At 35.7% G+C, this 24,013-nt stretch carries 24 protein-coding genes; 14 read left to right on the top strand and 10 right to left on the bottom strand.

The features are described from left to right. Positions 1 to 59 precede the first annotated feature (59 nt). Positions 60 to 1,019, top strand: coding sequence for a D-2-hydroxyacid dehydrogenase (locus AC0INN_RS02365; RefSeq protein ID WP_172277710.1), 960 nt, complete (start codon positions 60 to 62; stop codon positions 1,017 to 1,019). A gap of 53 nt (positions 1,020 to 1,072) precedes the next feature. Here the strand turns inward: AC0INN_RS02365 and mscL are convergent, their stop codons facing one another. Further along, positions 1,073 to 1,453, bottom strand: a complete 381-nt coding sequence (mscL, locus tag AC0INN_RS02370; RefSeq protein WP_172277712.1) for a large conductance mechanosensitive channel protein MscL — start codon at positions 1,451 to 1,453, stop codon at positions 1,073 to 1,075. 165 nt (positions 1,454 to 1,618) lie between these two features. Between mscL and AC0INN_RS02375 the strand changes: the two genes are divergently transcribed. Further along, the gene (locus AC0INN_RS02375) at positions 1,619 to 3,136 is read left to right on the top strand and encodes an NAD(P)H-hydrate dehydratase (protein ID WP_273647492.1); all 1,518 of its coding nucleotides are present in this window, start codon (positions 1,619 to 1,621) and stop codon (positions 3,134 to 3,136) included. A gap of 78 nt (positions 3,137 to 3,214) precedes the next feature. On the opposite strand, the gene lgt is transcribed toward AC0INN_RS02375, so the two are convergent. Together lgt and yidD are read right to left on the bottom strand one after the other, a co-directional pair. Continuing rightward, positions 3,215 to 4,081, bottom strand: a complete 867-nt coding sequence (gene lgt / locus AC0INN_RS02380; protein WP_228456944.1) for a prolipoprotein diacylglyceryl transferase — start codon at positions 4,079 to 4,081, stop codon at positions 3,215 to 3,217. 434 nt (positions 4,082 to 4,515) lie between these two features. Beyond that, positions 4,516 to 4,758 (bottom strand): membrane protein insertion efficiency factor YidD, encoded by a 243-nt coding sequence (gene yidD / locus AC0INN_RS02385; RefSeq protein ID WP_172277717.1) that lies wholly within the window; start codon positions 4,756 to 4,758, stop codon positions 4,516 to 4,518. A 101-nt stretch (positions 4,759 to 4,859) separates the two neighbouring features. Here yidD and AC0INN_RS02390 point away from each other — a divergent pair, with 101 nt between their 5' ends. Beyond that, positions 4,860 to 6,137, top strand: coding sequence for a replication-associated recombination protein A (locus AC0INN_RS02390; protein ID WP_273647493.1), 1,278 nt, complete (start codon positions 4,860 to 4,862; stop codon positions 6,135 to 6,137). A 47-nt stretch (positions 6,138 to 6,184) separates the two neighbouring features. On the opposite strand, the gene AC0INN_RS02395 is transcribed toward AC0INN_RS02390, so the two are convergent. The 5 genes from AC0INN_RS02395 to AC0INN_RS02415 form a co-directional block, all read right to left on the bottom strand. Next, positions 6,185 to 6,622: a hypothetical protein gene (locus AC0INN_RS02395; RefSeq protein ID WP_172277719.1), complete on the bottom strand. Its 438-nt coding sequence runs from the start codon at positions 6,620 to 6,622 to the stop codon at positions 6,185 to 6,187. Positions 6,623 to 6,732: 110 nt separating this feature from the next. Then, a complete protein-coding gene (locus AC0INN_RS02400) occupies positions 6,733 to 8,982 on the bottom strand; it encodes a DUF2339 domain-containing protein (protein WP_273647494.1) in 2,250 nt (749 codons plus the stop codon). 122 nt (positions 8,983 to 9,104) lie between these two features. Further along, positions 9,105 to 9,821 carry a hypothetical protein gene (locus tag AC0INN_RS02405; protein ID WP_172277721.1) on the bottom strand — a complete coding sequence of 239 codons (717 nt, stop codon included), beginning with the start codon at positions 9,819 to 9,821 and terminating at the stop codon, positions 9,105 to 9,107. 340 nt (positions 9,822 to 10,161) lie between these two features. Continuing rightward, entirely contained in the window at positions 10,162 to 11,010 is an 849-nt protein-coding gene (gene pheA / locus AC0INN_RS02410; RefSeq protein ID WP_273647495.1) for a prephenate dehydratase, read from the bottom strand. Between the two features lie 83 nt (positions 11,011 to 11,093). Further along, positions 11,094 to 11,522, bottom strand: a complete 429-nt coding sequence (locus AC0INN_RS02415) for an acyl-CoA thioesterase (RefSeq protein WP_172277723.1) — start codon at positions 11,520 to 11,522, stop codon at positions 11,094 to 11,096. A gap of 137 nt (positions 11,523 to 11,659) precedes the next feature. Here AC0INN_RS02415 and dnaA point away from each other — a divergent pair, with 137 nt between their 5' ends. The 5 genes from dnaA (at position 11,660) to AC0INN_RS02440 (ending at position 15,398) form a co-directional block, all read left to right on the top strand. Beyond that, the gene (dnaA, locus tag AC0INN_RS02420; RefSeq protein ID WP_172277724.1) at positions 11,660 to 13,114 is read left to right on the top strand and encodes a chromosomal replication initiator protein DnaA; all 1,455 of its coding nucleotides are present in this window, start codon (positions 11,660 to 11,662) and stop codon (positions 13,112 to 13,114) included. A 103-nt stretch (positions 13,115 to 13,217) separates the two neighbouring features. Then, positions 13,218 to 13,667 (top strand): low molecular weight protein-tyrosine-phosphatase, encoded by a 450-nt coding sequence (locus AC0INN_RS02425; RefSeq protein ID WP_273647496.1) that lies wholly within the window; start codon positions 13,218 to 13,220, stop codon positions 13,665 to 13,667. Then, entirely contained in the window at positions 13,668 to 14,168 is a 501-nt protein-coding gene (locus AC0INN_RS02430; RefSeq protein WP_273647497.1) for a Cif family virulence factor, read from the top strand. Positions 14,169 to 14,172: 4 nt separating this feature from the next. Further along, a complete protein-coding gene (locus AC0INN_RS02435) occupies positions 14,173 to 14,871 on the top strand; it encodes an SAM-dependent methyltransferase (protein WP_172277727.1) in 699 nt (232 codons plus the stop codon). A 149-nt stretch (positions 14,872 to 15,020) separates the two neighbouring features. Next, on the top strand, positions 15,021 to 15,398 hold the full coding sequence (locus AC0INN_RS02440; RefSeq protein WP_172277728.1) for a hypothetical protein: 378 nt from the start codon (positions 15,021 to 15,023) through the stop codon (positions 15,396 to 15,398). Positions 15,399 to 15,438: 40 nt separating this feature from the next. On the opposite strand, the gene AC0INN_RS02445 is transcribed toward AC0INN_RS02440, so the two are convergent. Beyond that, positions 15,439 to 16,299, bottom strand: coding sequence for a DUF4349 domain-containing protein (locus tag AC0INN_RS02445; protein ID WP_273647498.1), 861 nt, complete (start codon positions 16,297 to 16,299; stop codon positions 15,439 to 15,441). Between the two features lie 53 nt (positions 16,300 to 16,352). Continuing rightward, the gene (locus tag AC0INN_RS02450) at positions 16,353 to 16,826 is read right to left on the bottom strand and encodes an Mpo1 family 2-hydroxy fatty acid dioxygenase (protein ID WP_273647499.1); all 474 of its coding nucleotides are present in this window, start codon (positions 16,824 to 16,826) and stop codon (positions 16,353 to 16,355) included. 71 nt (positions 16,827 to 16,897) lie between these two features. Here AC0INN_RS02450 and AC0INN_RS02455 point away from each other — a divergent pair, with 71 nt between their 5' ends. From AC0INN_RS02455 to AC0INN_RS02480, 6 genes are all read left to right on the top strand, one after another. Continuing rightward, a complete protein-coding gene (locus AC0INN_RS02455) occupies positions 16,898 to 17,743 on the top strand; it encodes a helix-turn-helix domain-containing protein (protein WP_273647500.1) in 846 nt (281 codons plus the stop codon). An 89-nt stretch (positions 17,744 to 17,832) separates the two neighbouring features. Next, on the top strand, positions 17,833 to 19,143 hold the full coding sequence (locus AC0INN_RS02460) for a TolC family protein (protein WP_273647501.1): 1,311 nt from the start codon (positions 17,833 to 17,835) through the stop codon (positions 19,141 to 19,143). A 24-nt stretch (positions 19,144 to 19,167) separates the two neighbouring features. Further along, positions 19,168 to 20,283: an HlyD family secretion protein gene (locus tag AC0INN_RS02465; RefSeq protein ID WP_273647502.1), complete on the top strand. Its 1,116-nt coding sequence runs from the start codon at positions 19,168 to 19,170 to the stop codon at positions 20,281 to 20,283. A 91-nt stretch (positions 20,284 to 20,374) separates the two neighbouring features. After that, the gene (locus tag AC0INN_RS02470; protein WP_306611532.1) at positions 20,375 to 21,967 is read left to right on the top strand and encodes an efflux MFS transporter permease; all 1,593 of its coding nucleotides are present in this window, start codon (positions 20,375 to 20,377) and stop codon (positions 21,965 to 21,967) included. Between the two features lie 261 nt (positions 21,968 to 22,228). Further along, complete coding sequence (locus AC0INN_RS02475) at positions 22,229 to 23,041, top strand: siderophore-interacting protein (protein WP_273647504.1); 813 nt, start codon at positions 22,229 to 22,231, stop codon at positions 23,039 to 23,041. Between the two features lie 252 nt (positions 23,042 to 23,293). Then, entirely contained in the window at positions 23,294 to 23,998 is a 705-nt protein-coding gene (locus AC0INN_RS02480; protein WP_273647505.1) for a class I SAM-dependent methyltransferase, read from the top strand. The last annotated feature ends 15 nt before the right edge of the window (positions 23,999 to 24,013 follow it).

Genomic DNA, 24,013 nt, shown 5'->3' on the forward strand with positions numbered 1-24,013 from the left:
AAGCAGCACGCCGAATTTTAATTTTTAAATCTTTTTAAATTTAAATAGACATTGTATTTATGAAAGTTTTAGCAAATGACGGTCTGGATCAATCTGGAATTGATGCATTAACTGAAAAAGGGTTTGAAGTAATCACAACAAAAGTACCACAGGAATTTTTAGTAGATTACATTAATGAGCACAAGATCCGTACTTTACTGGTACGTAGTGCGACACAGGTAAGAAAGGATATTATTGATAATTGTCCATCCATTGAGATTATCGGAAGAGGAGGAGTTGGTATGGATAATATTGATGTAGATTATGCAAGGGAAAAAGGAATTCATGTAATCAATACACCATCTGCCTCTTCGGAGTCGGTTGCGGAATTGGTATTTGCCCACTTATTTTCAGGAGCACGATTTTTACAGGATTCGAACAGAAAGATGCCTGTAGTAGGAGATACTGAATTTGCAGGACTTAAAAAAGCATATGCTAAAGGAATAGAATTGCGAGGGAAAACCATCGGTATCGTTGGAATGGGAAGAATAGGACAGGAGGTTGCTAGGATTGCTTTAGGTCTTGGAATGAGAGTAGTTGCGGCTGATAATAATGTAGGCAGGGCAAGTATAAAAGTCAAGTTCTATAACAACCAGTTTATTAATGTGGATATTGAAACGGAACCGTTACAGGATGTTCTGAAGCATTCGGATTTTATTACCCTTCATGTACCGGCACAGAAAGACGGATATATGATCGGAAAAAATGAGTTTGAAATTATGAAGGACGGAGTTGCAATAGTGAACTGCTCACGCGGAGGTGTTATTGATGAGGTGGCTTTAATTGAAGCCCTGGATTCCGGAAAAGTGAAGTTTGCAGGACTGGATGTTTTCATTAATGAGCCTACTCCTTCAAAAGACATTCTCACTCATTCTAAAATTTCCCTCACACCTCATACAGGAGCTTCAACATTGGAAGCACAGGATAGAATTGGTCTTTCTTTAGCGGAGCAGATTTCAAGTATACTACAGATTCACTAATCGAATGAAGTTCGTATTGAAATAAAAAACACCTCAAATGAGGTGTTTTTATGTTATATGTTGTTCTTGTTTTTTAGTAAATCTCTGATTTCCATCAATAATTTCTGATCATCTGTAGGACCAGCCGGAGCAACCTCTTTTGCCTTTGATACTTTGTTAATTCCTTTAATCATTATAAAAAGAACCATTGCTATACAAAGGAAGTTAATAACTGCCGCCAGGAAATTACCATAGGTAACGCCGTTCCATACCAGGGTTTTGATATTTTCTGCCCCTGCAGCTTTTAGAGCCGGATTAAGTAAAAGAGGAGTAATAACATCTTCTACAAATGATGAAACAATTTTACCAAAAGCTGCACCAATGATAACCCCTACTGCAAGATCAATGACATTGCCTTTGACTGCAAATTCTTTAAATTCCTTTAAAAATCCCATAATTTAATTTTTTTTATGTTGTGTATGAGACAAATATAGCTAAAATTGTTATTTTTTTCGCGTTTATGGGATATTTATTTGTATTCTTTTTAAATAATGTGAATGTGGAGTAATCGCCTTTGCGTTAATAAAAAATATTATAAATTAGTCGGATACTAATATGAAATGAAAATATTTACGAAGGAGCAAATAAGGGCGTGTGATCAGTTTACGATATCGAACGATCAAATTTCTTCAATTAAACTAATGGAGCGCGCAGCACAATCATGTGTAAACTGGATATCTGAACATTGTAAAAATCATAAGAAGTTTTTTGTTTTCTGTGGCGTTGGAAATAACGGAGGAGATGGATTTGCTATTGCACGGCTGCTCCATACCGAAGGTTTTGATGTAGAGGTATTTGTAGAGGATCCCAAATCGAAACTTTCCGATGATGCAGAGGTCAATTTTGAAAGAGTACAAGGGGTTTCGGAAATTCCGGTTAAAAGATTCAGTGAGCTGGATAAGGACCCGCTGGATGATGATACTGTTATTATTGATGCCCTTTTCGGAACCGGATTATCAAGAGAACTTGAAGGAGCATACAAAGAAATAGTTGATTATTTAAACACTCTGAAGGTTGTTAAAATTTCTATTGATATTCCTTCCGGACTTTTTACAGATACCACTTCTGTTGCAGGCTCTACTATTTTCAAGGCTGATTATACTCTGAGTTTTCAATTCTGGAAGAAGAGCTTTTTACATCCTGAAAGTGGTATATTTACAGGTAAGGTAGAGATTTTGGATATAAATCTTAGCAGAGAGTATATTTCAAATACTGAAACAGCTGATTTTTCAGTTGATGAAGAATGGATCAAAAGAATTTTTAGACCGAGACCGGACTTTTCTCATAAAGGATTGTATGGTAAAGTATATATTGTTGCAGGAAGCTTCGGTAAAATGGGAGCTGCTGTGCTATCCACAAAAGCTGCCTTAAAAACCGGAGCCGGTTTGACGTTCACGGTTGCTCCCGAATGCGGATATAATATTTTACAAATATCTTGTCCGGAAGCCATGTTTATAAAAAGTGGTGATCAAGTTACAAGTAAGATAGAGATTGAAGATAATTCTGTATTTGGTATAGGGCCGGGTATAGGAGCAGATAAGGAAACGCAAAAAGTGCTTCTGCAATTTTTAAAAGAATATGAGAAACCACTGATCCTGGATGCGGATGCTTTGAATATAATTTCGGAAAATGAAAAAAATCTGAAACTGATCCCGAAGAATTCAATCATTACTCCTCATCCCAAGGAGTTTGAAAGGCTATTTGGTAAATCTGCAGACTCTTTTGAAAGGCTGGAACTGGCTCGTCAGAAAGCGGATGAGCATCAGATATATATTGTCCTGAAGGATCATCATACACAAATTATTACTCCTGATGGAAAAGTGTATTATAATACAACAGGAAATTCGGGACTGGCCAAGGGAGGAAGTGGAGATGTTCTTACAGGAATTCTTACCTCATTACTGGCACAAGGATATTCCGAAGAAGATGCCGCTGTTTTCGGGGTGTGGCTTCATGGAAAAGCAGCAGATTATGCAGCAGAAAGATATTCTAAAGAATCTATGCTTTCTACTGATCTCATTAATGAACTGGGAACAGTATTTGAGAAAATCAATAAAAAAACGGCAGTTAAGCTATAAAGTACTTCTAAAGGAGGTCGTAAAAATATAAAAGCCACAATTCAATTGTGGCTTTTATATTTATTTTAAGGAATATAATTATTCAGGTTTTGCGTTTTGTTCCTGAGTAATTTTGAATTTTTTAGACATAATCATGATCACTACTCCTGCAAGCATGAAAGGAATAGAAAGTACCTGTCCGGTATTCAAGCCTCCGATCTGGATAAATTCATCTCCCTGAGGCTCTTTTAAAAATTCTACAAAGAATCTGATAGCCCAAAGAATAATGAAAAATAATCCAAATAACCAGCCTTGCTGATATTTCTTATCTGTCTTTTTGTATAAGATCCAAAGTAGGATAAACAGGCAAATATATCCGAAGGCTTCAAAAAGCTGGGTAGGATAACGTGGTACAGTTAGACCATATTCACTGCTTTGCTGAGGGAAAAGTAAAGCAAACGGGGAATTCGGGTCTACAGGTTTTCCCACAATTTCAGAATTGAAAAAGTTTCCCATTCTTACAAATGCACCTCCCAAAGAAACCACTATTCCTAATCTATCGTATACCCAGAAAGGATTTTTTCTGATGATCTTAAACGAGTAATAAAGAGTTGTAAGAATTAAAGCAATAGTAGCTCCATGGCTTGCTAATCCTGAAAAGCCTGTGAATTTCAGGCCGTTTTTTGTGCTTATTGGTAAAAAGACACTCCAGAAATCTTCCTTGAATAATTCAGGCTGATAAAAGATAACGTGGCCTAGCCTTGCACCCAAAATAGTTCCGATCAGCGTCCATGTAAATAATGGTTCCAGATATTTTAAATTGACATTATCAGTTTTGAAGATTCTTGCCATCAGGAGATAACCAAATCCAAAGGCAAAAATGAACATCAGGCTATAAAAATGAAGTGTAACAGGCCCCAGTTTGATCCCATTGGAAGGATCCCATATTTTAAAAGGAGTTTCCAGTTCAACATGGTCTGCAGCTGTAATGGGTTTGTCTGCTTTTACAGCATATTTGAAAGTTTCAATATTTTCCTGAGTAGCCGGAGTTTCTATCAGCTTAAAGTGTTTATCAAAAAACTGGTATTTTGCTTCTTTGTATTTACTTAATGTTGCAGCGCTGAAATTGAAGTAAGCAGGCTCAAAATTAGACTTATTCAGAATTACCAGAACATTACTATTGATAGGTCTTTCCACAAAAGAGTCCAGATCTCTGATTTCAGTTGTTGAATAGATTTTAACGGGGATTTCCGTAGCATTTACTTGTAAGCTTCCGTCCGATAGACCGCCAGGGTATGCCTGTGCAAAAATACACTGGGTAACGAAGGCAAATACTACGAGGTACATTCTGAAAAAAATATTACTCATTTCTATTTTTTTGATAGTTTATTACTGAATTTTTATTTCTTTGGAGGAACGGGGTCATATCCGCTACCTCCCCATGGATGACATTTTGAAATTCTCCTTATACCCAGCCACAATCCTTTAAAAATACCATGCACCTGCAGTGATTCTACCATATAATGGGAGCATGTAGGTTCATAACGACAGTTTTTAGGGAGTAAGGGCGAGATAAACCATTGGTAAAATTTAACTAAAATTACCAAAGGAAAAGTAATGATCTTGTTGACTGTTAATTTCAAAACAATGCAAAAATAGGGTAAAAAAATGAAAATTAGTTTAAATTTGTTATAAGTTTCAGACACATAAATCTGAAATATTCACTCAAAAATCCTAAAATATCTTGAATCAAAATATTCCATTAGCTGAAAAATTAAGACCCAAAACCCTGGATGATGTTCTGGGGCAGGAGCATCTTACGGGTGAGAAGGGAACAATACGGAAGATGATTGAGAACGATACGCTCAATTCTCTTATTTTATGGGGGCCTCCGGGAACGGGGAAGACAACATTGGCAGAAATTATTTCTGAAAAATCCGGAAGAAAGTTCTATAAACTTTCTGCGGTTTCTTCGGGTGTAAAAGATGTTCGCGATGTCATTGATGAAGCAAAAAAACAGAATCTATTTTCAGGAAAATCGCCAATCCTATTTATTGATGAAATTCACCGCTTTAATAAGTCGCAGCAAGATTCATTGCTTCACGCAGTAGAAAAAGGATGGATCGTTCTGATAGGTGCAACCACGGAAAATCCAAGTTTCGAGGTAGTTTCAGCCTTGCTTTCAAGGAGTCAGGTGTATATCCTGAAAGCTTTAAGCTATGAAAAACTGGAAGAATTGGTGGACATTGCTCTCGATAGGTACAATAAAGACGAGAATACCCATTTAAAAATTGGAGAAAAAGGTGCATTTATACAATATTCGGGTGGTGATGCCAGAAAACTTATCAATTCTGTTGAGCTGGTTCTCAATCAATATAAAAATACAGAGACAACTGAGGTTTCCAATGAAGATGTTCTTGCCGTTCTTCAGGAAACAATGGCTTTATATGATAAAAATGGAGAACAGCACTACGATATTATCTCTGCATTTATTAAATCCATGCGGGGAGGTGACCCCAATGGTGCGGTATATTGGCTGGCAAGAATGATCGCCGGGGGAGAAGATATTAAATTTATTGCGAGAAGGATGCTTATTCTTGCGGCTGAGGATATTGGATTAGCAAATCCGAATGCTTTGGTTATTGCTAATAATTGTTTTCAGGCTGTCAACGTAATAGGTAATCCCGAAGCCCGGATTATTTTAAGTGAAACTGCAGTGTATCTGGCAGTATCTCCTAAAAGTAATTCTACTTATATGGCTATTAATAATGCATTGGCATTAGTAAAACAAACAGGTAATCTTCCTGTACCCCTTCATCTCAGAAACGCTCCGACAAAACTAATGAAGGATCTTAATTATGGCAAAGACTACAAATATGCACATTCTTATGAAGGAAACTTTGTAGACCAGGATTTCCTTCCTGAAGAAATTAAAGACACCAGGCTTTATGAGCCGGGAAATAATGCCACGGAGAAAAAGATCTATGAAGAACTCAGAAAAAAATGGAATAATAAGTATTAGAAAAGGATGCTCACTGAGCATCCTTTTTTATGATCAAAAATTAATGATTATTTCTGGGTTGTTGTAATAAAAAGGGACTTTTTGCCATTGTAATCCTTTACTTCAGTTTTAGCTAAAATATCAGCATAAATACTGGTTTCAGGATTAGAAAATTCATAACCTTCGATGATTACAGGTGTTTCTTTGGGTAGGTTGTTTTGTACATTAAGCTGAGCTAATGTTAATCTGTCAAGGTTTTCATATCCTTTTTTGATTTTGAACTCTGTAATCCCATTGTCTGCCAGATAACTGAATTTTTTTAGATTCTGTGGCAAAGTAGCAGGCGTTTTATAAACATGCATGCTTTGTATGAAATCTGATTTGTCCTTGAACATATCAACTGTTCCAACAATATCATTAGCAACAGCAAATTTCGCTGAAGGATTCTTCTGTCCAAACAAACATACAGAAGATACTAATAAAAAAGAATAAAGTATTTTTTTCATAATCTAAAGAATAAGTAACGATTAAAAACAGGTTAAATATAAGTTTTTTTTGTAGAATTTGAATGTGATTTCAAGATAAATTAAAAATTATGTATAAATAATGGTTTTTATTAAAATTCTGAATTTTCATTTTTATCAGTTTCCTCCTTTTTATCCACAAGATTTTTAATGATATTTTTCAATCTCTGGAACATAAATGAGCTTAGCAATAAAATCACTCCAAGTAATATAAAAGCTATAATTCTGGAGATATTATCCATTTGCCATACATCATATGCATACAGTTTCACAATAACGATCCCTATAAGGGTGAATCCGATTCTGCTTAATTCATTATTCTCTCTTTTAAGCCCGGTATAAATAAAGATAATTGAAAGGATAGCCCAAATGATTGGAAGATACAGAATGCTAAAATGTTTTTGAAGTGCAGGCAGTTTTGCAAGGTTTACTGAATTTCCCAATAAATATAAATGATACAATTCACAGCTTACAACAGTAACCAATGTAAAGGCACCGAGCCAATACGAAATTTTTATTTTCAAAAAATCCGGTGTGTTTATTACCTTATAATAATATACATATATAAAAGGAATGAGGTATAGTAAATAAATTCCATAGAAAGAAGGTGAAGTTTTCTTTAATACGATATCATGTATAAGCTCGGAAGCACAGAAAGTAACATGAATGATAGTAAGGCAAAAGAAAAAATAAATCAATCCGTTTTCGATTTGTCTGTTTATTTCCAGTTTTCTGCCGAGTAGTAAAAGGATGAAGATGTAGAACAGACTCAGTAAAAGCCCCGATACTAAAATAATAGCAAAAGGCTGTTCAGAAATCTGATAAATCAATTCAAATAATATCGCGAAATAAATGATAGAGTAATTAAGGATTTTAAATGCATTTTCAAAGAAGCTATTTCCGGAAGTGTTATTTCCCTGTAATCTTTTGAGTAGGGCAAGATTAAAAAGGATGGTAATGATTGTCACCAAACTTGTTAAAAAGATAGGGTTGATTATTACGTTAAGATCTTTTGCGTCGAAATATTGTGCCCATGTAATGATTTGAGCTAACAGGACCAAAGGAAAAAGAATATAAAAGAAAACTTTAAAAATACTAAGATTTGTTTTTTTCCAGATAAAAAGAAGTAAAGTTGCTTCAATTGCCCAGATGCTTGTGATCAAATGCGTTTTGAACTGCAATGCGACAGCAATGGTTAGAAGGCTTACAGTAATACCTGTAAATATGGAATAAGTGCTGTTAAAACTTTTCTTATTATATTCCCTGAAAACGAGACAGCCGTTAATTGCTGCAAAGATTAGAGGAAATATGATGACCGGTTCATATCCCAATTTGTTAAAAAGGTAAATTAAACTTAGAGTACTAAAGAAGTTGACCAGGACTAATAATATTGTATCAAAAGCAAAAAGTATGTTTTTCTTAATATTGTTAAGCAATGCGAAAGCATAAAATATAACATAATTGATCAGATAAAAATAAATACTTAATATTTCAGGTTTTTCTACAATCCAATATAACAAATAGAGATGCGTAAAGAAAAATGCAATTCCTCCAACACTTTTCCATTGTTTCAAAAAGGTAATGATAAACATTCCGATATTTAAAACAGATATATAGGTGAATAAAAATAAGTAATTACTCTGGCCGGAACTGATCATTAAAGGGGCTAGAAATCCGCCAAATAATGAAAAAATAACTAGGACCTCGCTATTATAGCGATAAGAAAGAATGATAGATAATAATGTTATACAGCATGTAATAATAAAAGCGGTATTCTGTGCGAACAGATGATATTCACGAAACGCTATGGTAGTGGTAAAATATAAGATTGCAATACCACCTCCCAATATTATAGATGAAAATGTTGCATAATTTTTTCTTAGAAAATGACCTGTAATTATAATAGCTGAACCGATGAAGAATCCTATTGTCGCCCTTGCTGCTTCTCCAATCCAGTTTTTATCAATGGCATACTTTACAAAGTAACCGATACCTAAAACCAAAGTGAAAATACCAATAACTGCCAGAATGTTTTGTTTAAGAAAACCCATAATAGGGGAAAGCCAGTCTGTTTGTTGATCTGATGGTACCTGTTCCTGAATGTTGGGGTAGATCTCCGGTGCAGATTCTTTTTCATGATGTGTATTGATAGGTGAAGCTTCAGGAGATAGCTGAGATGGACTTGTAGATTCTTTTTTTAGCCCTGCAACCGGAATGTCTTTAGGAGTATTTTCCTGTAAGTCTGAAATTTTCTTTTCAAGCTTTTGTATTCTGCTATTTAAATTACTATAAACAATAACAATCAATACAATCAGTAGAATAACCAGGAAATTTGCCGTCATAATTTTCATTTGTTTGATCAAATATAAATAAATGTTTGTTAAGCTACTCGTAAAAACAATTAATCCATCATATTGGGATATGATGGATTAACGGTGTATAGTGATTAAATTAAATAAAAGTCCTAGTTAGATACTTTGTAAATATAGAATGAAGCAACACTTGATCCAAGTAAACCTACGTCAAGCGCAGATGACCCTACAAGACCGAATGAAATCTTATCTCCTGCCTGTAAGCTATAGATTGAGTTCAAGCTGGATTCTGAAATTGTTAAGCTTAACAGAATTAGGTTTGCTCCGCTAAATGCACGGCTATCTATTGTAGTAGCTACCCCTGCTCTTGTTCTAACGATTCCTACTCCCGGGCTGTTGGCAAGGATTGAAGCTTGTAATCCTGTTCCGTAACGGAAAGTAAATCCAATAGCGTATACTCCGTCAGATGGAACAACATACGTATTGTCGGTATCAGAGAATAATGCTGCACTACCGATTGTTCTTTCTGCTGTCAGGAAGTTAACTCCTCTAAATCCGGAAGGAAACAATCCTAAGCTTAATAAACTGATTCCTGCTGTTTTTTTAGCAGCAAACAGGGTAGGGTTTGTAGCACCACCACTTCCGGCACTCGCTACTAATGCAGGATCTGCTTGTTGTAATTCACCGGTAGCAATATTATACATCATAACATCAAATCCAGTTAATGTTGTCGTTGTTGGAACCTGGCGTACTTTCACATCTCCGTTTACGTCAAGAGTAGCTGCTGGTGTTGTGGTGTTTATTCCTACCTGTGAAAAGGCTTGAAATGAGATCAAAAATAAGATCAGAATGGAAATTTTAGTTTTCATGTTATAAAAGTTTAAATTGTTATGGTTCTAGTTTTAGTTTCGTAAAAATACAGCAAAAATTATGCCTGTAGGTTATATTTTATATAAAGTTATTGTAAATTATGTTTAAATATTTTAACAATTTACAATTTATATTCAATATAACGTTACGTATTTATACTATAAGTAAATATACTTAAATTTTTTGAGAATAAAGATAAATAAAATAATTTAAATAAATCCCTTTTTATTGAATAATTTTTATTTAATGTAAAAATAAAGCTGTCAGAACGTCTGACAGCTTTTTAGTAGGTTATATTTCTTAGATAATATTATAACTATCCTGTATTTTTAATAAGATTTAACTTTCTAATAAGTACTCTTTGTAATTTCCAAGGAAATCAACATCTGCGCGGATGGATTCAAGCTCCTGTATTGCATTTCCATGCAGGATCGGATGCCATTCACCTACCACATTGATATAGAAAAAGTAGTTTCCAAGTCCCGTTTTTAAGGTCCGGGATTCTATTTTACTAAGATTCATCTTTCTCCAGGCGAATACTGATAGTACCTGGTGTAATCCTCCGGCATGATCTTCAGGTAATGTAATGAGCATCCCGGATTTTTCCCCAAGAACCTCTAATTTTTCGTTTTTGTAAGAATTTCCTTCTTTAGAGATCACGATAAAGCGTGTATGGTTCTGCTCAAAGTCCTGAATATTCCGGTTAATGATTTTTAAACCATAAAGATTAGCAGCAAATTGGTTGGCGACAGCTGCGATCTTTTGATCAGGGTTCTCGGATACAAACTTGGCTGCGGCGGCCGTAGAAGAAAAATCCTGTCTTTGAACATTCTTGTAGTGTTCATCTAAAAAATGAAAACTCTGAGCCAATGCCTGCGGATGGGAATAAATCTTCTCGATTTCCTCAATAGAATTGTTGGGATGAATCATTAAGTGATGTGCAATGGGCATCACAGCTTCAGCTTCGATTTTTATTGCAGGGGTTTTATACAGATAATCTAATGTCATGGAAACGGTACCTTCAATGGAGTTTTCCAATGGGACAACAGCTTTAGCAACTTCTCCTTTTTCTACTGCTTCAAAACAATCCAGGATATTTGCCTGTGGTAATAGGTCTTCCTCAGGAAAAAGTTGTGTGGTGGCAAGTTGAGTAAAACTTGCATGTGGGCCAAGAAATGCAATCTTCATATATTCTGCGTAATTGTTAAATGTAAATTAAACTTCAACAAAGGAATGAAATAGTTGATAGTTAAAAAAATTATATACCGTAATTATTCAGGGGTATTTTCTTCAACCTTCCAGTTTGCTTTAAAAAGATTCAATAAATGCTCCGGGCATCTGATGATTTTGTTGGTTGATGAATCCAGAAAGAACAGGGTGGTAGAAGCTTCGGTAATTTTTACTCCATCTTCGTTGTAGATTTCATATTCAAATTCAATCCGTACTCCGGGTATTTTTTTTATATAGGTGTGGATTTCTAATTTTTGATCGTATAAAGCTGGTTTTAAATACTTAATTTTATAATCGGAAACGGGTAACCAAATTCCCTGGTTTTCAATTTCATTATATGACATTCCGATGGATCGAAATAGCTCAACTCTGCCAATTTCAAAGTACGTTGCATAGTTGCCATAATAGACATATTTCATAGGGTCGGTTTCGGCGTAACGTACTCGTATTGAGTGGATTGTGTGTATCATTTTGGGTCTCAAATTATACATACAAATATATTTTTAAATAATCAATACCTGCAAAATTTTTTTTTGAAAATAAAAAATTAGACCTTTGTCTTCCTTCTAAACACAGTACTAACTAAAGAATTAATCGGGGCATAAATATGGATGAAAATTTAATGATGATATGGCAGAAGTGCCTTCAGTTTATGCGTGACAATCTTAACGCAGCTGAAGATAATTCTGATTTGAAAAAACTTGAAAAATCCTTCGACTTATTGTTCGATAAGGTGCAGCCAATCTCTTTGGTTGACAATAATCTTACATTAATGGTACCTAGTGATTTTTACAAGGAATATATTGAGGATAATTACTTATCTCTACTTTCTGCGGCCCTGAAGAAAAATATAGGTAAAGGAGTAAAATTATGGTATTCTGTAATGGAAAATAAGCCTAATGGCTTAGAAAAACCAGTTACCATGAACATGAAAGGGAAAAGTGTTCCTACACCGAAAGTGCAGGAAACAATGCCTCAAGGTTTTTCATCCAATATTGTTAATCCTTTTGTTGTACCTGGAATTAAAAAAGTAAATATCGATTCCAATCTGAAATCTGATTTTTCTTTTGATAACTATGTAGAGGGAGAAAGCAATAAATTTGCTGCAACAGTAGCAAGATCTATAGCAAAAAGACCTGGTGCTACTGCCTTTAATCCATTGTTTTTATATGGAGGATATGGAGTGGGTAAAACACACTTGGGACAAGCGGTAGGATTGGAAGTTAAAAGCCAGTTTCCGGATAAAGTAGTCCTTTATTTGTCTTCTGAAAAATTCATACAGCAATTCATTTCAGCAGCAAAGGCACATAAGCAAACCGAGTTTGCTAACTTCTACCAGATGGTGGATGTTTTGATCATTGATGATATTCAGTTCTTGTCCGGTAAATCGGCGACACAGGATAGTTTCTTCCACATTTTCGATTATCTGCATCAGAATGGAAAGCAGATCATTCTGACTTCTGATAAGGCTCCTGTAGATATCATGGATATTCAGGACAGAATCGTTTCCCGTTTCAAATGGGGACTTTCTGCAGAGATCAAATCTCCGGATCTGGAAACCAGAAGAAAAATTATCGTTGATAAGTTAAGCAGAGATGGTATTGTACTGACGGAAGATATGCTCGACTTCTTAGCGGCTGAAGCAAAGACCAACGTAAGAGAACTTATAGGGGTGATCAATTCTGTAATTGCTTACTCCACAATTTATAAATCCGATCTTAGTCTTGAGTTATTGAAAGATACCATCAATAAGATTGCAGCCAATCAGAAAAAAATCATCAACATTCCTTATATTCAGGAGATCGTATGTGATTATTTTGGTATTAAAAGAGAGCAGTTACTTTCGAAAACAAGAAAAAGGGAAATTGCACTTCCAAGACAGCTGGCCATGTATTTTGCAAAGGAATTTACCAATGCTACATTTACTAAAATCGGTGAAGAAATGGGAGGTAAAGATCATTCAACGGTAATGTATGCTTGTGAAACTATTAAAGATGTTTCCAAGATAGACAAAGAAGTGAAAAAGTACGTAAAAGAGCTTACGGAAAGAATCAAACACTAGAATAATTTAATTTGATATAAAGAAAATGAAGGATAGGAATTATTCTTCATTTTTTTGTTTAATTTTGATAGATATGCTAGTCCTTAATTCATAGAATTGTAACATGAAAATATTGATGGTGTGCTTGGGAAACATTTGCAGGAGCCCTTTAGCAGAAGGAATTATGAAAGAAAAGCTCCCTCCCGGTTTTGTAGTGGATTCTGCGGGAACGATTTCAATGCATGAAGGTGAACATCCGGATAAACGGGCGATAAAAACGGCAGCTAATCATGGGATTGATATTTCCAAACAAAGATCCAGACCCATCACCAAAGCGGATCTGGAAAATTTTGATAAAATCTACTGTATGGATATTGATATTTATGGGGATGTAATTTCAAAAGCAAAAAATGAGGAACAAAGGCAGAAAATATTTCTGTTTTTAGAAGCTGCAGGAAATCATGAAAATGCTGAAGTTCCCGATCCTTATTGGGGAAATATGGATGATTTTGAAGATGTGTATCAACTTTTGGATGAAGCATGCAATACGATCCGTAATCAAATTATAAATTAAATGAAATACTTGATTTTCTTTTTTGTTTTAATTGCCAACTTTCTATTTGCCCAGACAAACGACGAGATTGCTATTAGGAAAGTAATGGATGATTTTATGACAAGCATCAAAACCAGGGATGAAAGTAAATTTCTTTCCCTTTTTCAGGAACCGGTTTTATGGACGGGAACATATAGTGAAAGGACTCAATTGAAACGTCTTGAAAAAAATCCAAAAGCAGAAAGCCACTTTACCGATGATTATAAAACCTTTATTAAGGGTTTTAAAGACGATAAATCAGAAGAAAAGTTTGATAATATCAGGATCATTGAAGACGGTTCCATAGCTTCCGCTAATTTCGATTATAGCTTTTGGTATGACGGAAAAATGAGTAACTGGGGAAAAGAAATATGGACCTTAATGAAGATCAGCGGGACATGGAAAATCACCTCAGTGACGTTCTCAATGGATCTGACCCAATATTTTCAACAACCCTCATTAAAAGAAAGAACCCAAAAATAAAAAAATGCTTTTTTTACTTCCAGCCTATTTATCAGAAAATACTCCTATCAATCATTTTTCACCGGTGATGAATGATTATATCATGCAAACCGATTATTTCTTTGTGGAAAATGAAAAAACTGCCCGAAAGGTCATTAAATTCTTTGCTCCTGAAAAAAAACAATCCGATCTCAAGCTTTTTTTACTGGATAAATACACCGAGAATGCGGACATTAAAGATGCTCAGGAACTCATGTTAAAAGGTCAGGATTTTGGATTGCTTTCTGAAGCTGGACTTCCCTGCATTGCTGATCCGGGAAATCTGATTGTGAAATGGTGCCATGAAAAAAATATAAGAGTAATACCTGTTTCAGGACCATCTTCTATTATCCTGGCTCTGATTTCAAGTGGGTTTAACGGTCAGGAGTTTTCGTTTAACGGATACCTTCCTATTGATAAAGGAGAAAAGAAAAAACAAATTCTGCATTTGGAAAGCCTTGTACAGAAGACAGGATATTCCCAGATTTTTATGGAAACGCCCTATCGGAATAATCCCCTTATCGAAGATCTGTGTAAATTTTTATCTCCCAATACAAAATTGTGTATCGCTGCTAATATCAACGATCCTGAGCATGAATTTATTCAGACGAAAACCATTAAAGAATGGCAAAAGAAAAAACCGGAACTTCATAAAATCCCCGCTGTATTTGTGCTTGGTAAATAATTATGTAGATCTTTCTTATAAAGAGTTTTCGTATAACAGGTCTTGTTTCATTGTTGTTTAATTTTTTTAGTGCAATTATTTTTAACATGCATTAACGTCGTCTTTGCACCATTGTTGTTCTATATAGAGTAACATTAAAATACAAGATTATGTCAGACAAAAAATTAGCAGGAATCTGGATAGATACCGAAAAAGCTATCGTTGCAAAAAATCACGATGCACAAAATGCCTTTAAATTTTTTCTTTGTAATCCTGTAAAAGCTGAGATTCAGCATGGTAATTCAAGTGAAAATGCAGGTAATAATGCGGAAAGGACGAATCGGATTAAGTTTTTTAAAGAAGTTGAACATTTATTAATAAATTCTCAGGAAGTATATATTACCGGTCCGGGAAAAATTCAGGAAGAATTAAAACACTATCTGCATGATACTGCTCAGTTCAAGGATCTGAAAATTACATTAGACACGTCCCAGCAAATGTCAGACGAGAAAGTGCTGGAAATGGTAAAGAAGCATTTTAATGCATAGTTTTAAAAACAAAAATAGATCCGGATATAGATATTCAGATCTATTTTTGTTTTCTTCTTCCTTTCCATTTTCTCCAAAGGAAAACAATAAGCGGGATGGCTAAAAAGAATGGCCAAAAAGAGATGAGTCCTAGTATGAAACTTATAAAACTATTCCAGCCTTGGGTAATGGAGTCTCCGAACCGGCTTCCAAAACCTATTTTTGATGTAGCTGAACTTCTTATTTTTTCTTTATATAAACTCAAATTGAGTGTGCTGTAGTTCACACGGTCATCAATAAAACGAAGTTTTCCTTCTGCAACATCTATTTCATCTTCCAGACCACGGATTTTTTCCTGGATTTCAAGCATATCCTTCGTATTGGAGGCTCTCCTAAGCAAATCCCGGTATTTTTCAAGATAAATCTTTTTGTTGGCTAGTTTGATGCTTACATCTGTATACTCTTCCGTAACATCTTCAGAGGAAATGTTTTTAGATAAAACAGAACCTATCCCATTAGAAAAAGAATTGATTAAAGCATCAAAATTTTTATGAGGCACACGGATCGTAAGGCTCAGGTTTTCATCTTCATCTGAGTTTTGAAAATCTTCTGTTTGTATATAAGCATTATTTTTCTTTAAGGCTTCATTTACCTGATCCAGGGATTTTTTAATATCTGAAACTTGGATACGCATTTCTCCATTTTTAATGATTTTTTTAGAAATGGTATCGATTTTTTTTGGTGTATTTTCCCGCGGTTCCTCTTGAGGCGAAGGAACTAGTTCGTTTTTTGAGAAATTAGCTGTTTTATCATCCGGTAGTACTTCTACAAGATCAGCACTAGCTCTTGGACTGGCGACACCATCTGATTTACTGCAATGAATGCATATTATGAGCAATAAGGGTAAAATTAAGTTCTTCATGATTCTTTTTATGAATCTTATCAAAAATGATGCATAATTCAAAAGAAAGACTGTTAATATTTTATTCCTGTCTTTTTGAAAATAAAGGTTAATAACCAAATAGGCCCCATTAGAAGGAATTGAAGATCTTTTAAGAAGGGAGGCTTTTTACCTTCGATTCTGTGTCCGAAAAGTCTTAAGATCCAGGTAACCACGAATATTGAAAAATAAATAATCCATGCGTTTTTCAAGAATCGTATATTAACCATATATATTGAACCCTCCATCAATATCATGATAATAAGCATCATCATGCTGATCAGGAAGGATAGTCTGAGATAAAATAGCGTAATGAATGCAACTGCAACCATGCTTATGATGCTGGCACAACCAAAGTAAGGAGAGCAAATATGCGGTGAAGGAAGTAAGGAGATAAAGCCTAATATGCTCCAAAAAGTGAGAGGAACACACATCCAATGAATGAGCTTATTGGTTTTATTTCTGTGGTTTTTACAATATTCTGCGAAAAATAAATCTATCTTTCTCATAATTTGGAATTTGGTTAATACGAAATTAATAAAATTTTGCAATCGTCCAAGAGATTGAATACATTTGTGGTATGTCTGTCCTGGAAAAATTCGGTGTAGAGATCTTTACACAGCATAATATCTTTGAAAGAATTTCTGTCGAAAAACCCTTTCGTCCAGATAATCCTGCGTTTATATTTGTTAAAACCGGGACTATAAAGCTTCGTCAGCATTTCAGGGACCTTGAACTTATGCCCAATATGTTTATGGTAACCGATCCCCAGACTGTTTATGAAATGGTATCGGTAAGTGATGACTTTCAATCCAGAATGGTTTCTTATAAAAGGGAGTTTATTTCTGCTTTATCCCTGAAATTTAACCGTCTTATCGGATACCGTTATTTCAGGCAACAAATGAATAAAGGAGTTCCTTTTCAGCAGGATGAAATGGAGTTGGTGTGGAAAAGTGTTAATTTCCTTAAATATATACTGGATTCGGAAACGGAAATGATGTATAAAAAGGAGATAGTGGAACACTTATTTTCCGTTTTTTGCTACCAGATGGCCGGGATTATTTCCAAGGAGGATAGCAACGCCATGGGGCAGATGTCTAGACAGGAAGAAATTGTTTTTATCTTCTTGACAGATCTCGCAGAACATCACCATACGGAAAGAGCTGTTGAGTTCTATGCCGAAAGACAGTCCATTACAACCAGACATCTTTCGTCGGTGGTGAAATCTATTACCGGAAAGTCGGCCAGTCAGATCATAGCGGCTATAGTGGTCAACGAAGCCAAAGTACTTCTAAACTCTTCCAAAAAGTCTGTTTCAGAGATTTCTTCCATGCTTGGGTTTAGTGATCAGTATTCATTTTCTCACTTTTTTAAGAAGCATTTAGAGATCAGTCCCACCCAATACAGAAATCAGTTTGACAGGTAAATCCTACATTTGAACATCTTTTTCCAGTTATCAAACATTTGTTTGATTTCTGTGTTGCCGTAACTTTGCCTATGTAAAAACAAGGTAAAATGATACATTACATAAAAACAGCACTATCAGTTTTGATAGCTATATTCCCTGCGCTGTTTTTTTCTCAGGAAGTCAGACAAATGACAGCGAATGAGGTCGCTGAACTGGCTCTTCAGAATCATCAGCAGCTAAAAGTTACCGCTCAAAATATCAATATTGCAAAACAACAGACAGGTGTCGCAAAACTACAGAAGTTGCCTAATATAACGGCATCAACAAGTCAGTTTTACTTGGGAGATGCAGTAGCAATTGACAAAGATTTTTCGGGTTCTACCACTATTCCTATGCCTCACTATGGAAGCTCATATGCAGTACAGGCTACTCAGTTGATCTTCAAAGGAGGATTGGTGAATAAATCTATAGAATTAGCCGGATTAAGGGAACAGCTTTCTGAATTGGATCTTGAAAAGAATAAACAGGACGTTAAGCTCTTAGTTATATCCAATTATCTGGATATCTACAAAATTCTTAATCAGGAATCCGTTTTTCAGAATAATAAGAAACTGGCCCAGGAACGCCTGAAAAACATCCAGAAATTTTATCAGCAAGGAATGGTTACCCGCAATGAAGTGATCCGTGGAGAGTTGGCAATAAAGAATCTCGATCAGGGAATCTTAACGCTCGTTAATAACCGGAAGATCCTTAATTATAATATGAATATTGCATTAGGGTTACCTTCTGAAACAGAAATTATTCCTGTCGAAAGTTTAGACAATAAGGAAGCGGGTATCGGAATGGAGTATTATATGGATCTGGCTCATAACAGTAATCCACAGCTAAAGTCTGCCAAAACGAATATTGATGTTGCAAATAAAAATATAGAGATTATAAAAACCGATCAGCTTCCTACGTTATCCGGTTTTGGAGGTTATACATTACAGCGCCCGATTACGACAAGAAATCCTGTTCTGGATATGTATTCCGGAGGATGGCAGGCAGGAGTTTCTCTAAGTTACAATATCGACAATCTTTATAAAACGAAAGAGAAAATTAAACTTGGAGAAATACAAAAAACGCAAGCCGGAGATGCAATGACTTTAGTTCAGCAAAATGTAGACATGGGAGTTAATGCGGCTTATGTTAAATACCAGGAATCTATTCAGCAGGCTGATATTCTTAATGACGCCAAAAAACTGGCCGAAGAGAATTACAAGATTACAGAGGCTAAATATCTTAATCAGCTGGCTGTACAAGCCGAAATGATTGATGCTCAAAATCAGAAATTACAGTCTGAACTGGACTTTGCCAATGCAGAGATCAATGTTCTGTATCAATATTATAATCTTTTAAAATCTACGGGAACACTTTAATTTTTAAAACTGAAAATCAAGATAATGGAAAACAAGGAACAACAAAATATAGAACAGGCACCTGCGGTTTCAAGCGCAGTAGCTAAAAAGAAGGAAGCTAGGAAAAATAAAATTAGAGCAATTATTTCCAATATTATTGTATTTCTGGCTATTGGTTTTGGCTTATTCTGGCTGGTTAGGGAATATTTTCATATCGGAGATAAGACTTATACAGAAGCAGCCCAGGTTGAAGAATTTATCAATCCAATCAATACCAGGGTTTCAGCCTATATCAAAGAAATTAAATTTATTGAGCACCAGCAGGTAAAAAAAGGAGATACTTTGGTTATTTTAGATAAAAATGAAATTTTAACCCAGCTAGGCCAGGCCGAAGCAGCGTATCAAAATGCTTTGGCACAGCGCTCCGCTACGTCATCATCCGTAAATACGGTTTCTAATAATGTTAACGTGATGGAGTCTAATTTAGCAGGGGCAAAAGCCAGATTATGGAATGCCGAACAAAACCTGAACAGGTACAAAAACCTATTGGCTTCAGAAGCTGTTACCAGACAACAATATGACCAGGTGAAAACAGAATATGATGCACAAAAAGCAGCTTACGAAACATTAGTTAATCAAAAGCAATCAGCTAACCTTTCTACGACGGAAGTTAAAAGCAAGCTTGGGATCAATGATGCCGAGATCAAAAGAACAAAATCGGCATTGGATATGGCAAGAATCAATCTTTCTTATACCGTAATTACAGCACCCTATGACGGCGTTATGGGGAGAAGAACGATTTCCGAAGGCCAACTGATCCAGCCGGGGCAGCAGGTAGCTACGATTGTACTGAATGGTCAGAAATGGGTAACTGCCAATTTTCTGGAAAGCCAGATGCCAAATGTTAAAATTGGAGAGAAGATGACAATGACGGCGGATGCGCTCGGCGGACAACAATTTGAAGGAATTGTTACGGCTATTTCTGCAGCTACAGGATCGAGATATTCCAGTGTTCCGACAGACAATTCTACCGGTAACTTCATTAAAGTGCAGCAGAGAATTCCCGTAAGAATAGAATTTACTACCGCTAATAAAAAAGAGGATATCAATAAACTGAGTGCGGGGATGAATATGAATGTGAATGTTAACAAGAAAGATTGAAAGATTGAAAGATTGAAAAATTGAAAAATTTGTCCGTAAGATATCTTTTTCAACTTTTTCAATTGTCTGTAACATCTAAAAAAATTAAAAAATGTATAACAAAGGCTTATATCATGATTGGGTTCCAAAGCCGGTTCAGCTTTTACTGATCGTATTACTTCTTGCCGTGGTAATGCCGTTGGGGGGAGTGTATACAGGTAATATAAGTTATCTTGTAGGAGGAACAGGAGCTCTGTCAGAATATTTTCTATGGGCAAATTATGCAACGACAATAGGAATGGGAGCCTGTATGCCTGTAGTTCTAAGAATGAAGATGAGATTTAAGGTACGCGATAAGATCACTTTAATTCTTGTTCTTTTAGGACTATTAAGCTATGTTAATGCTACCACGCTGCAGCCAATGGTAATCGTAATAACAGCACTAGTCATCGGTTTTCTGAAAATGATGGTTACTATTGAACTGTTCTTACCATTAATGGCAATGATAGGAAACAGGGGGATGTTCTACGGAGCATTTTATACGTTCGTCCTTATGATGAATCAGGTGGCAAGTTATTATGCTGTAGAAGTGTCTGTTCTTTACAACTGGCAGCATTTTTACATTATTGTGTCCGTTTTATGTTTTGTACTGGCAATGATTCATTGGATCTTTATGCATGATAAATATTTTGCCCTTAAAGTTCCTTTGCATTATATTGATTGGCTGAGTATTCTGCTTTTTATTTCCTCATTCATGTTTTCGGCATATGTATATTCTTTTGGAAAGCAGCAGGATTGGTGGAATTCTTCGAAAATAGTGAAGGCCAGCATTGGTGCTTTTATAAGTTTTGCGTTATTGGCAACACGACAATTAACATTAAAAAGACCTTATCTGTCATTTTCCATATTCAAAAGAAACAATGTCCAGAATGGATTGTTCATGTTGTTCTGGCTGGGAATGTTTTTAGGGACAACAACTTTGCAAAATACGTTTGCGGTGGGAGTATTGGGATATGATCAATTGACCAATGCAAGGCTCAGCATCCTGATGATTCCGGGAATTATTTTGGCTGGGATTACAGCTATTTTCTGGTTTAAAAATGAAAAACCTTTAAAGATGTTCATTTTTTCAGGATTTTCTGCGATGATAGGATATGCTGTGATCATGTACTTTTCAATGGTATTGGAATTCAATTATGAAGGTTGGTATCTGCCTATGTTTTTAAAAGGTTATGGGATGTGTTCATTGTTTATCTCAGTATGGTATTATACGCTTGATAAACTGGAGCTTGATGATATGCTTGCTGCAATCGGCTTGGTGCTGGTTTGGAGAACATTCTTAGCGGTAGGTATATTTTCAGCAATCTATTCATGGTTTCAATACCACTTTCAGGTGGTGGCGGTAGGAGATCTGGCTGTTTATATTGATGGAATGACAGTGACTCCTCAAACACTTTCCGGTAATATGAAACTCGTTCAGCTGAATGCGATCATTATCGCGTCCAAAAAGATATTTGGTTACATTATAATAGTAGGTTTAGGGGTATTGGCTTACGTTTTAACCCATCATTTCGGTAAAGAACGGTTTCAGTATGGTAGATTTATCAGAATGCTGGGTGGTAAATCCGTGATTGCCAGAAGGAGATTGGGAGAACGTAAAAAATTGTTAGAAGAAATAAAAGATGCGGCTGGTCCCGCTTTGTAAAGATACCTTGTTTTTCACTTGTAAACCCCGGATTTATTTTGAGTCTGGGGTTTACGTTTTCTTGTTTGGTATCTTATGGTATGAAAATGAACCCGATAAAATGTAATTTATTTCAATAATATTATTTTTATTTAGACGTAATAAAAATAATTAACTACATTTGTATCATTCTTTATGAAGAATGTTCTTTATCCTTATGTCCTATTATCAAAGGCTTCAAAGGATGATTGGTGTATAGCATATTAATTAAAAAAAAAAGGTATGGCTACAATGCAAGCAGGGCAGATCGTTGCCGAAGTAATCAAAAAACAATACATAACTCCTCATTTTATCAGAGTTTATCTTAAGGCCGAAGATGTTTCGATGTTCAGAAATACAACGATCGGTGATAACAATAAAATTGCGATTCCTCCCCATGGGCTGAACGAGATCTATTTTCCAACTTTAAATGAAAATCATGAATGGATCCATCCATCAAAGGAAGTCGCTCCCTTTATCCGTACGTATACGCATCGGGGAATTGATTTTGAAGCCAATGAACTGGTTATTGACTTTATTGATCACGGTGATAGTGGTCCTGCTTCAAAATGGGCTAGAGATGCGAAAAAGGGCTCAAAGCTAGGCGTGATGATGCGTACAGAGGCCAAGGAACTTTATCCTCAGGCAGATTGGTATTTTCTTATTGGTGATGGTACTGCAATTCCGGTTTTGAGTGCCATTTTAGAAACCCTTCCCGAAACGGCAAAAGGAGTTTGTGTCATCGAAGTCCATGGGAGAGAAGACGAGCAGGAATTGGAAACCAAGGCCGATATTGAATTCATATGGGTTCATAATCCTGATGCTCACTTAGGAAACAAGCTTGCTGAGGTGGTGCGAAGGGTGGAGATCCCGGAAACTTCAAAATTTGGATATATTGCCTGTGAACTCTCCACCATGAAAGAGGTTCGCAATTATTTCAGAAAAGAAAAGAGCTGGAATCAGTCTGAGCTATATGCATATTCATACTGGAAAGCCGGTGCTGCGCAAGATGAGTCACAGGCAGAAAGGAGGAGAGAATTGCATGCGAATGAATAAGAATGGTCCCGACAAATCGTTCGGGTTTCTTTTGATAGGTATATTTTGAAGCTTTTTCCCGCTATCCACTCATACTCCTCGCGCCTTGCTTTCCCGATTCTTGCTGTGGGGTAACCGTTCCTATCGGGGCTATCTGTTACTACCGGTAACAAATTAATCTCCGCTAATTGGATTAGACTATCTTTTGTTCTATCAATTACCGCGATAGCTTTTCAAGGCAAAAATCTTATCTTTGCTTGATTAAAAGTTATTATGAAAGATTTAATGGGAAAAGCAATCTGGGATTACCATCATAATGAAGATCCTGAAGATTTGCAGACTGAAACTTCAATTTCCGAACTGGATGAACTTCCTGTAGATTATCTTTTCAGAACCTTTGAAGAGATGAATGCCTTGGAACAAAAAGCTCTGGAATCATCTTATGGAAAGGTTTTAGATATCGGAGCCGGAGCTGGTTCTCATTCTTTATATCTTCAGGATATCAGGAATCTGGATGTTGTGGCATTGGATATTTCCCAAAAATCGATTCAGGTGTGTCAGATAAGAGGAATTAAAAAAGCTGTCTGCGAGAATATGCTTGATTTCTCTGGCGAAACTTTTGATACCATATTGTTGTTAATGAATGGAACCGGGATTTTTGGAAGCCTGGCTGAAATAGATAATTACCTCCAAAAACTGCATTTATTGCTCAATGATAACGGACAGGTTTTAATCGACAGTACAGATATTTTATACATGTTTGACCGGGATGAAGATGGCGGAGTATATATCCCGGCAGAAGGTTATTATGGAGAATTGGATTATATCGTACACTATAAAGGAGAGTCCGAAGATCCTATCAAGTGGTTATACCTGGATTTTGAGACTTTAAAGAATGCTGCAGAAAATAATGGTTTCAATATTGAAAAGGTGATGCAGGATGAAGATGCTTATTTGGCAAAACTAATGAAGAAATAGAATATGAGTATCCCT

This window comes from Chryseobacterium subflavum (assembly GCF_055762745.1).

Bases quoted from the DNA above. Each gene is read 5' to 3' on its own strand.
- AC0INN_RS02450 (WP_273647499.1), bottom strand. From the start codon at position 16,826: ATGAGAAAGATAGATTTATTTTTCGCAGAATATTGTAAAAACCACAGA.
- AC0INN_RS02395 (WP_172277719.1), bottom strand. From the start codon at position 6,622: ATGAAAAAAATACTTTATTCTTTTTTATTAGTATCTTCTGTATGTTTG.
- AC0INN_RS02430 (WP_273647497.1), top strand. From the start codon at position 13,668: ATGAAATACTTGATTTTCTTTTTTGTTTTAATTGCCAACTTTCTATTT.
- AC0INN_RS02465 (WP_273647502.1), top strand. From the start codon at position 19,168: ATGGAAAACAAGGAACAACAAAATATAGAACAGGCACCTGCGGTTTCA.
- dnaA (WP_172277724.1), top strand. From the start codon at position 11,660: ATGGATGAAAATTTAATGATGATATGGCAGAAGTGCCTTCAGTTTATG.
- AC0INN_RS02440 (WP_172277728.1), top strand. From the start codon at position 15,021: ATGTCAGACAAAAAATTAGCAGGAATCTGGATAGATACCGAAAAAGCT.
- mscL (WP_172277712.1), bottom strand. From the start codon at position 1,453: ATGGGATTTTTAAAGGAATTTAAAGAATTTGCAGTCAAAGGCAATGTC.
- AC0INN_RS02375 (WP_273647492.1), top strand. From the start codon at position 1,619: ATGAAAATATTTACGAAGGAGCAAATAAGGGCGTGTGATCAGTTTACG.
- AC0INN_RS02435 (WP_172277727.1), top strand. From the start codon at position 14,173: ATGCTTTTTTTACTTCCAGCCTATTTATCAGAAAATACTCCTATCAAT.
- AC0INN_RS02425 (WP_273647496.1), top strand. From the start codon at position 13,218: ATGAAAATATTGATGGTGTGCTTGGGAAACATTTGCAGGAGCCCTTTA.
- pheA (WP_273647495.1), bottom strand. From the start codon at position 11,010: ATGAAGATTGCATTTCTTGGCCCACATGCAAGTTTTACTCAACTTGCC.
- AC0INN_RS02455 (WP_273647500.1), top strand. From the start codon at position 16,898: ATGTCTGTCCTGGAAAAATTCGGTGTAGAGATCTTTACACAGCATAAT.
- AC0INN_RS02415 (WP_172277723.1), bottom strand. From the start codon at position 11,522: ATGATACACACAATCCACTCAATACGAGTACGTTACGCCGAAACCGAC.
- AC0INN_RS02365 (WP_172277710.1), top strand. From the start codon at position 60: ATGAAAGTTTTAGCAAATGACGGTCTGGATCAATCTGGAATTGATGCA.
- AC0INN_RS02400 (WP_273647494.1), bottom strand. From the start codon at position 8,982: ATGACGGCAAATTTCCTGGTTATTCTACTGATTGTATTGATTGTTATT.
- AC0INN_RS02480 (WP_273647505.1), top strand. From the start codon at position 23,294: ATGAAAGATTTAATGGGAAAAGCAATCTGGGATTACCATCATAATGAA.
- AC0INN_RS02475 (WP_273647504.1), top strand. From the start codon at position 22,229: ATGGCTACAATGCAAGCAGGGCAGATCGTTGCCGAAGTAATCAAAAAA.
- AC0INN_RS02460 (WP_273647501.1), top strand. From the start codon at position 17,833: ATGATACATTACATAAAAACAGCACTATCAGTTTTGATAGCTATATTC.
- AC0INN_RS02405 (WP_172277721.1), bottom strand. From the start codon at position 9,821: ATGAAAACTAAAATTTCCATTCTGATCTTATTTTTGATCTCATTTCAA.
- AC0INN_RS02470 (WP_306611532.1), top strand. From the start codon at position 20,375: ATGTATAACAAAGGCTTATATCATGATTGGGTTCCAAAGCCGGTTCAG.
- AC0INN_RS02445 (WP_273647498.1), bottom strand. From the start codon at position 16,299: ATGAAGAACTTAATTTTACCCTTATTGCTCATAATATGCATTCATTGC.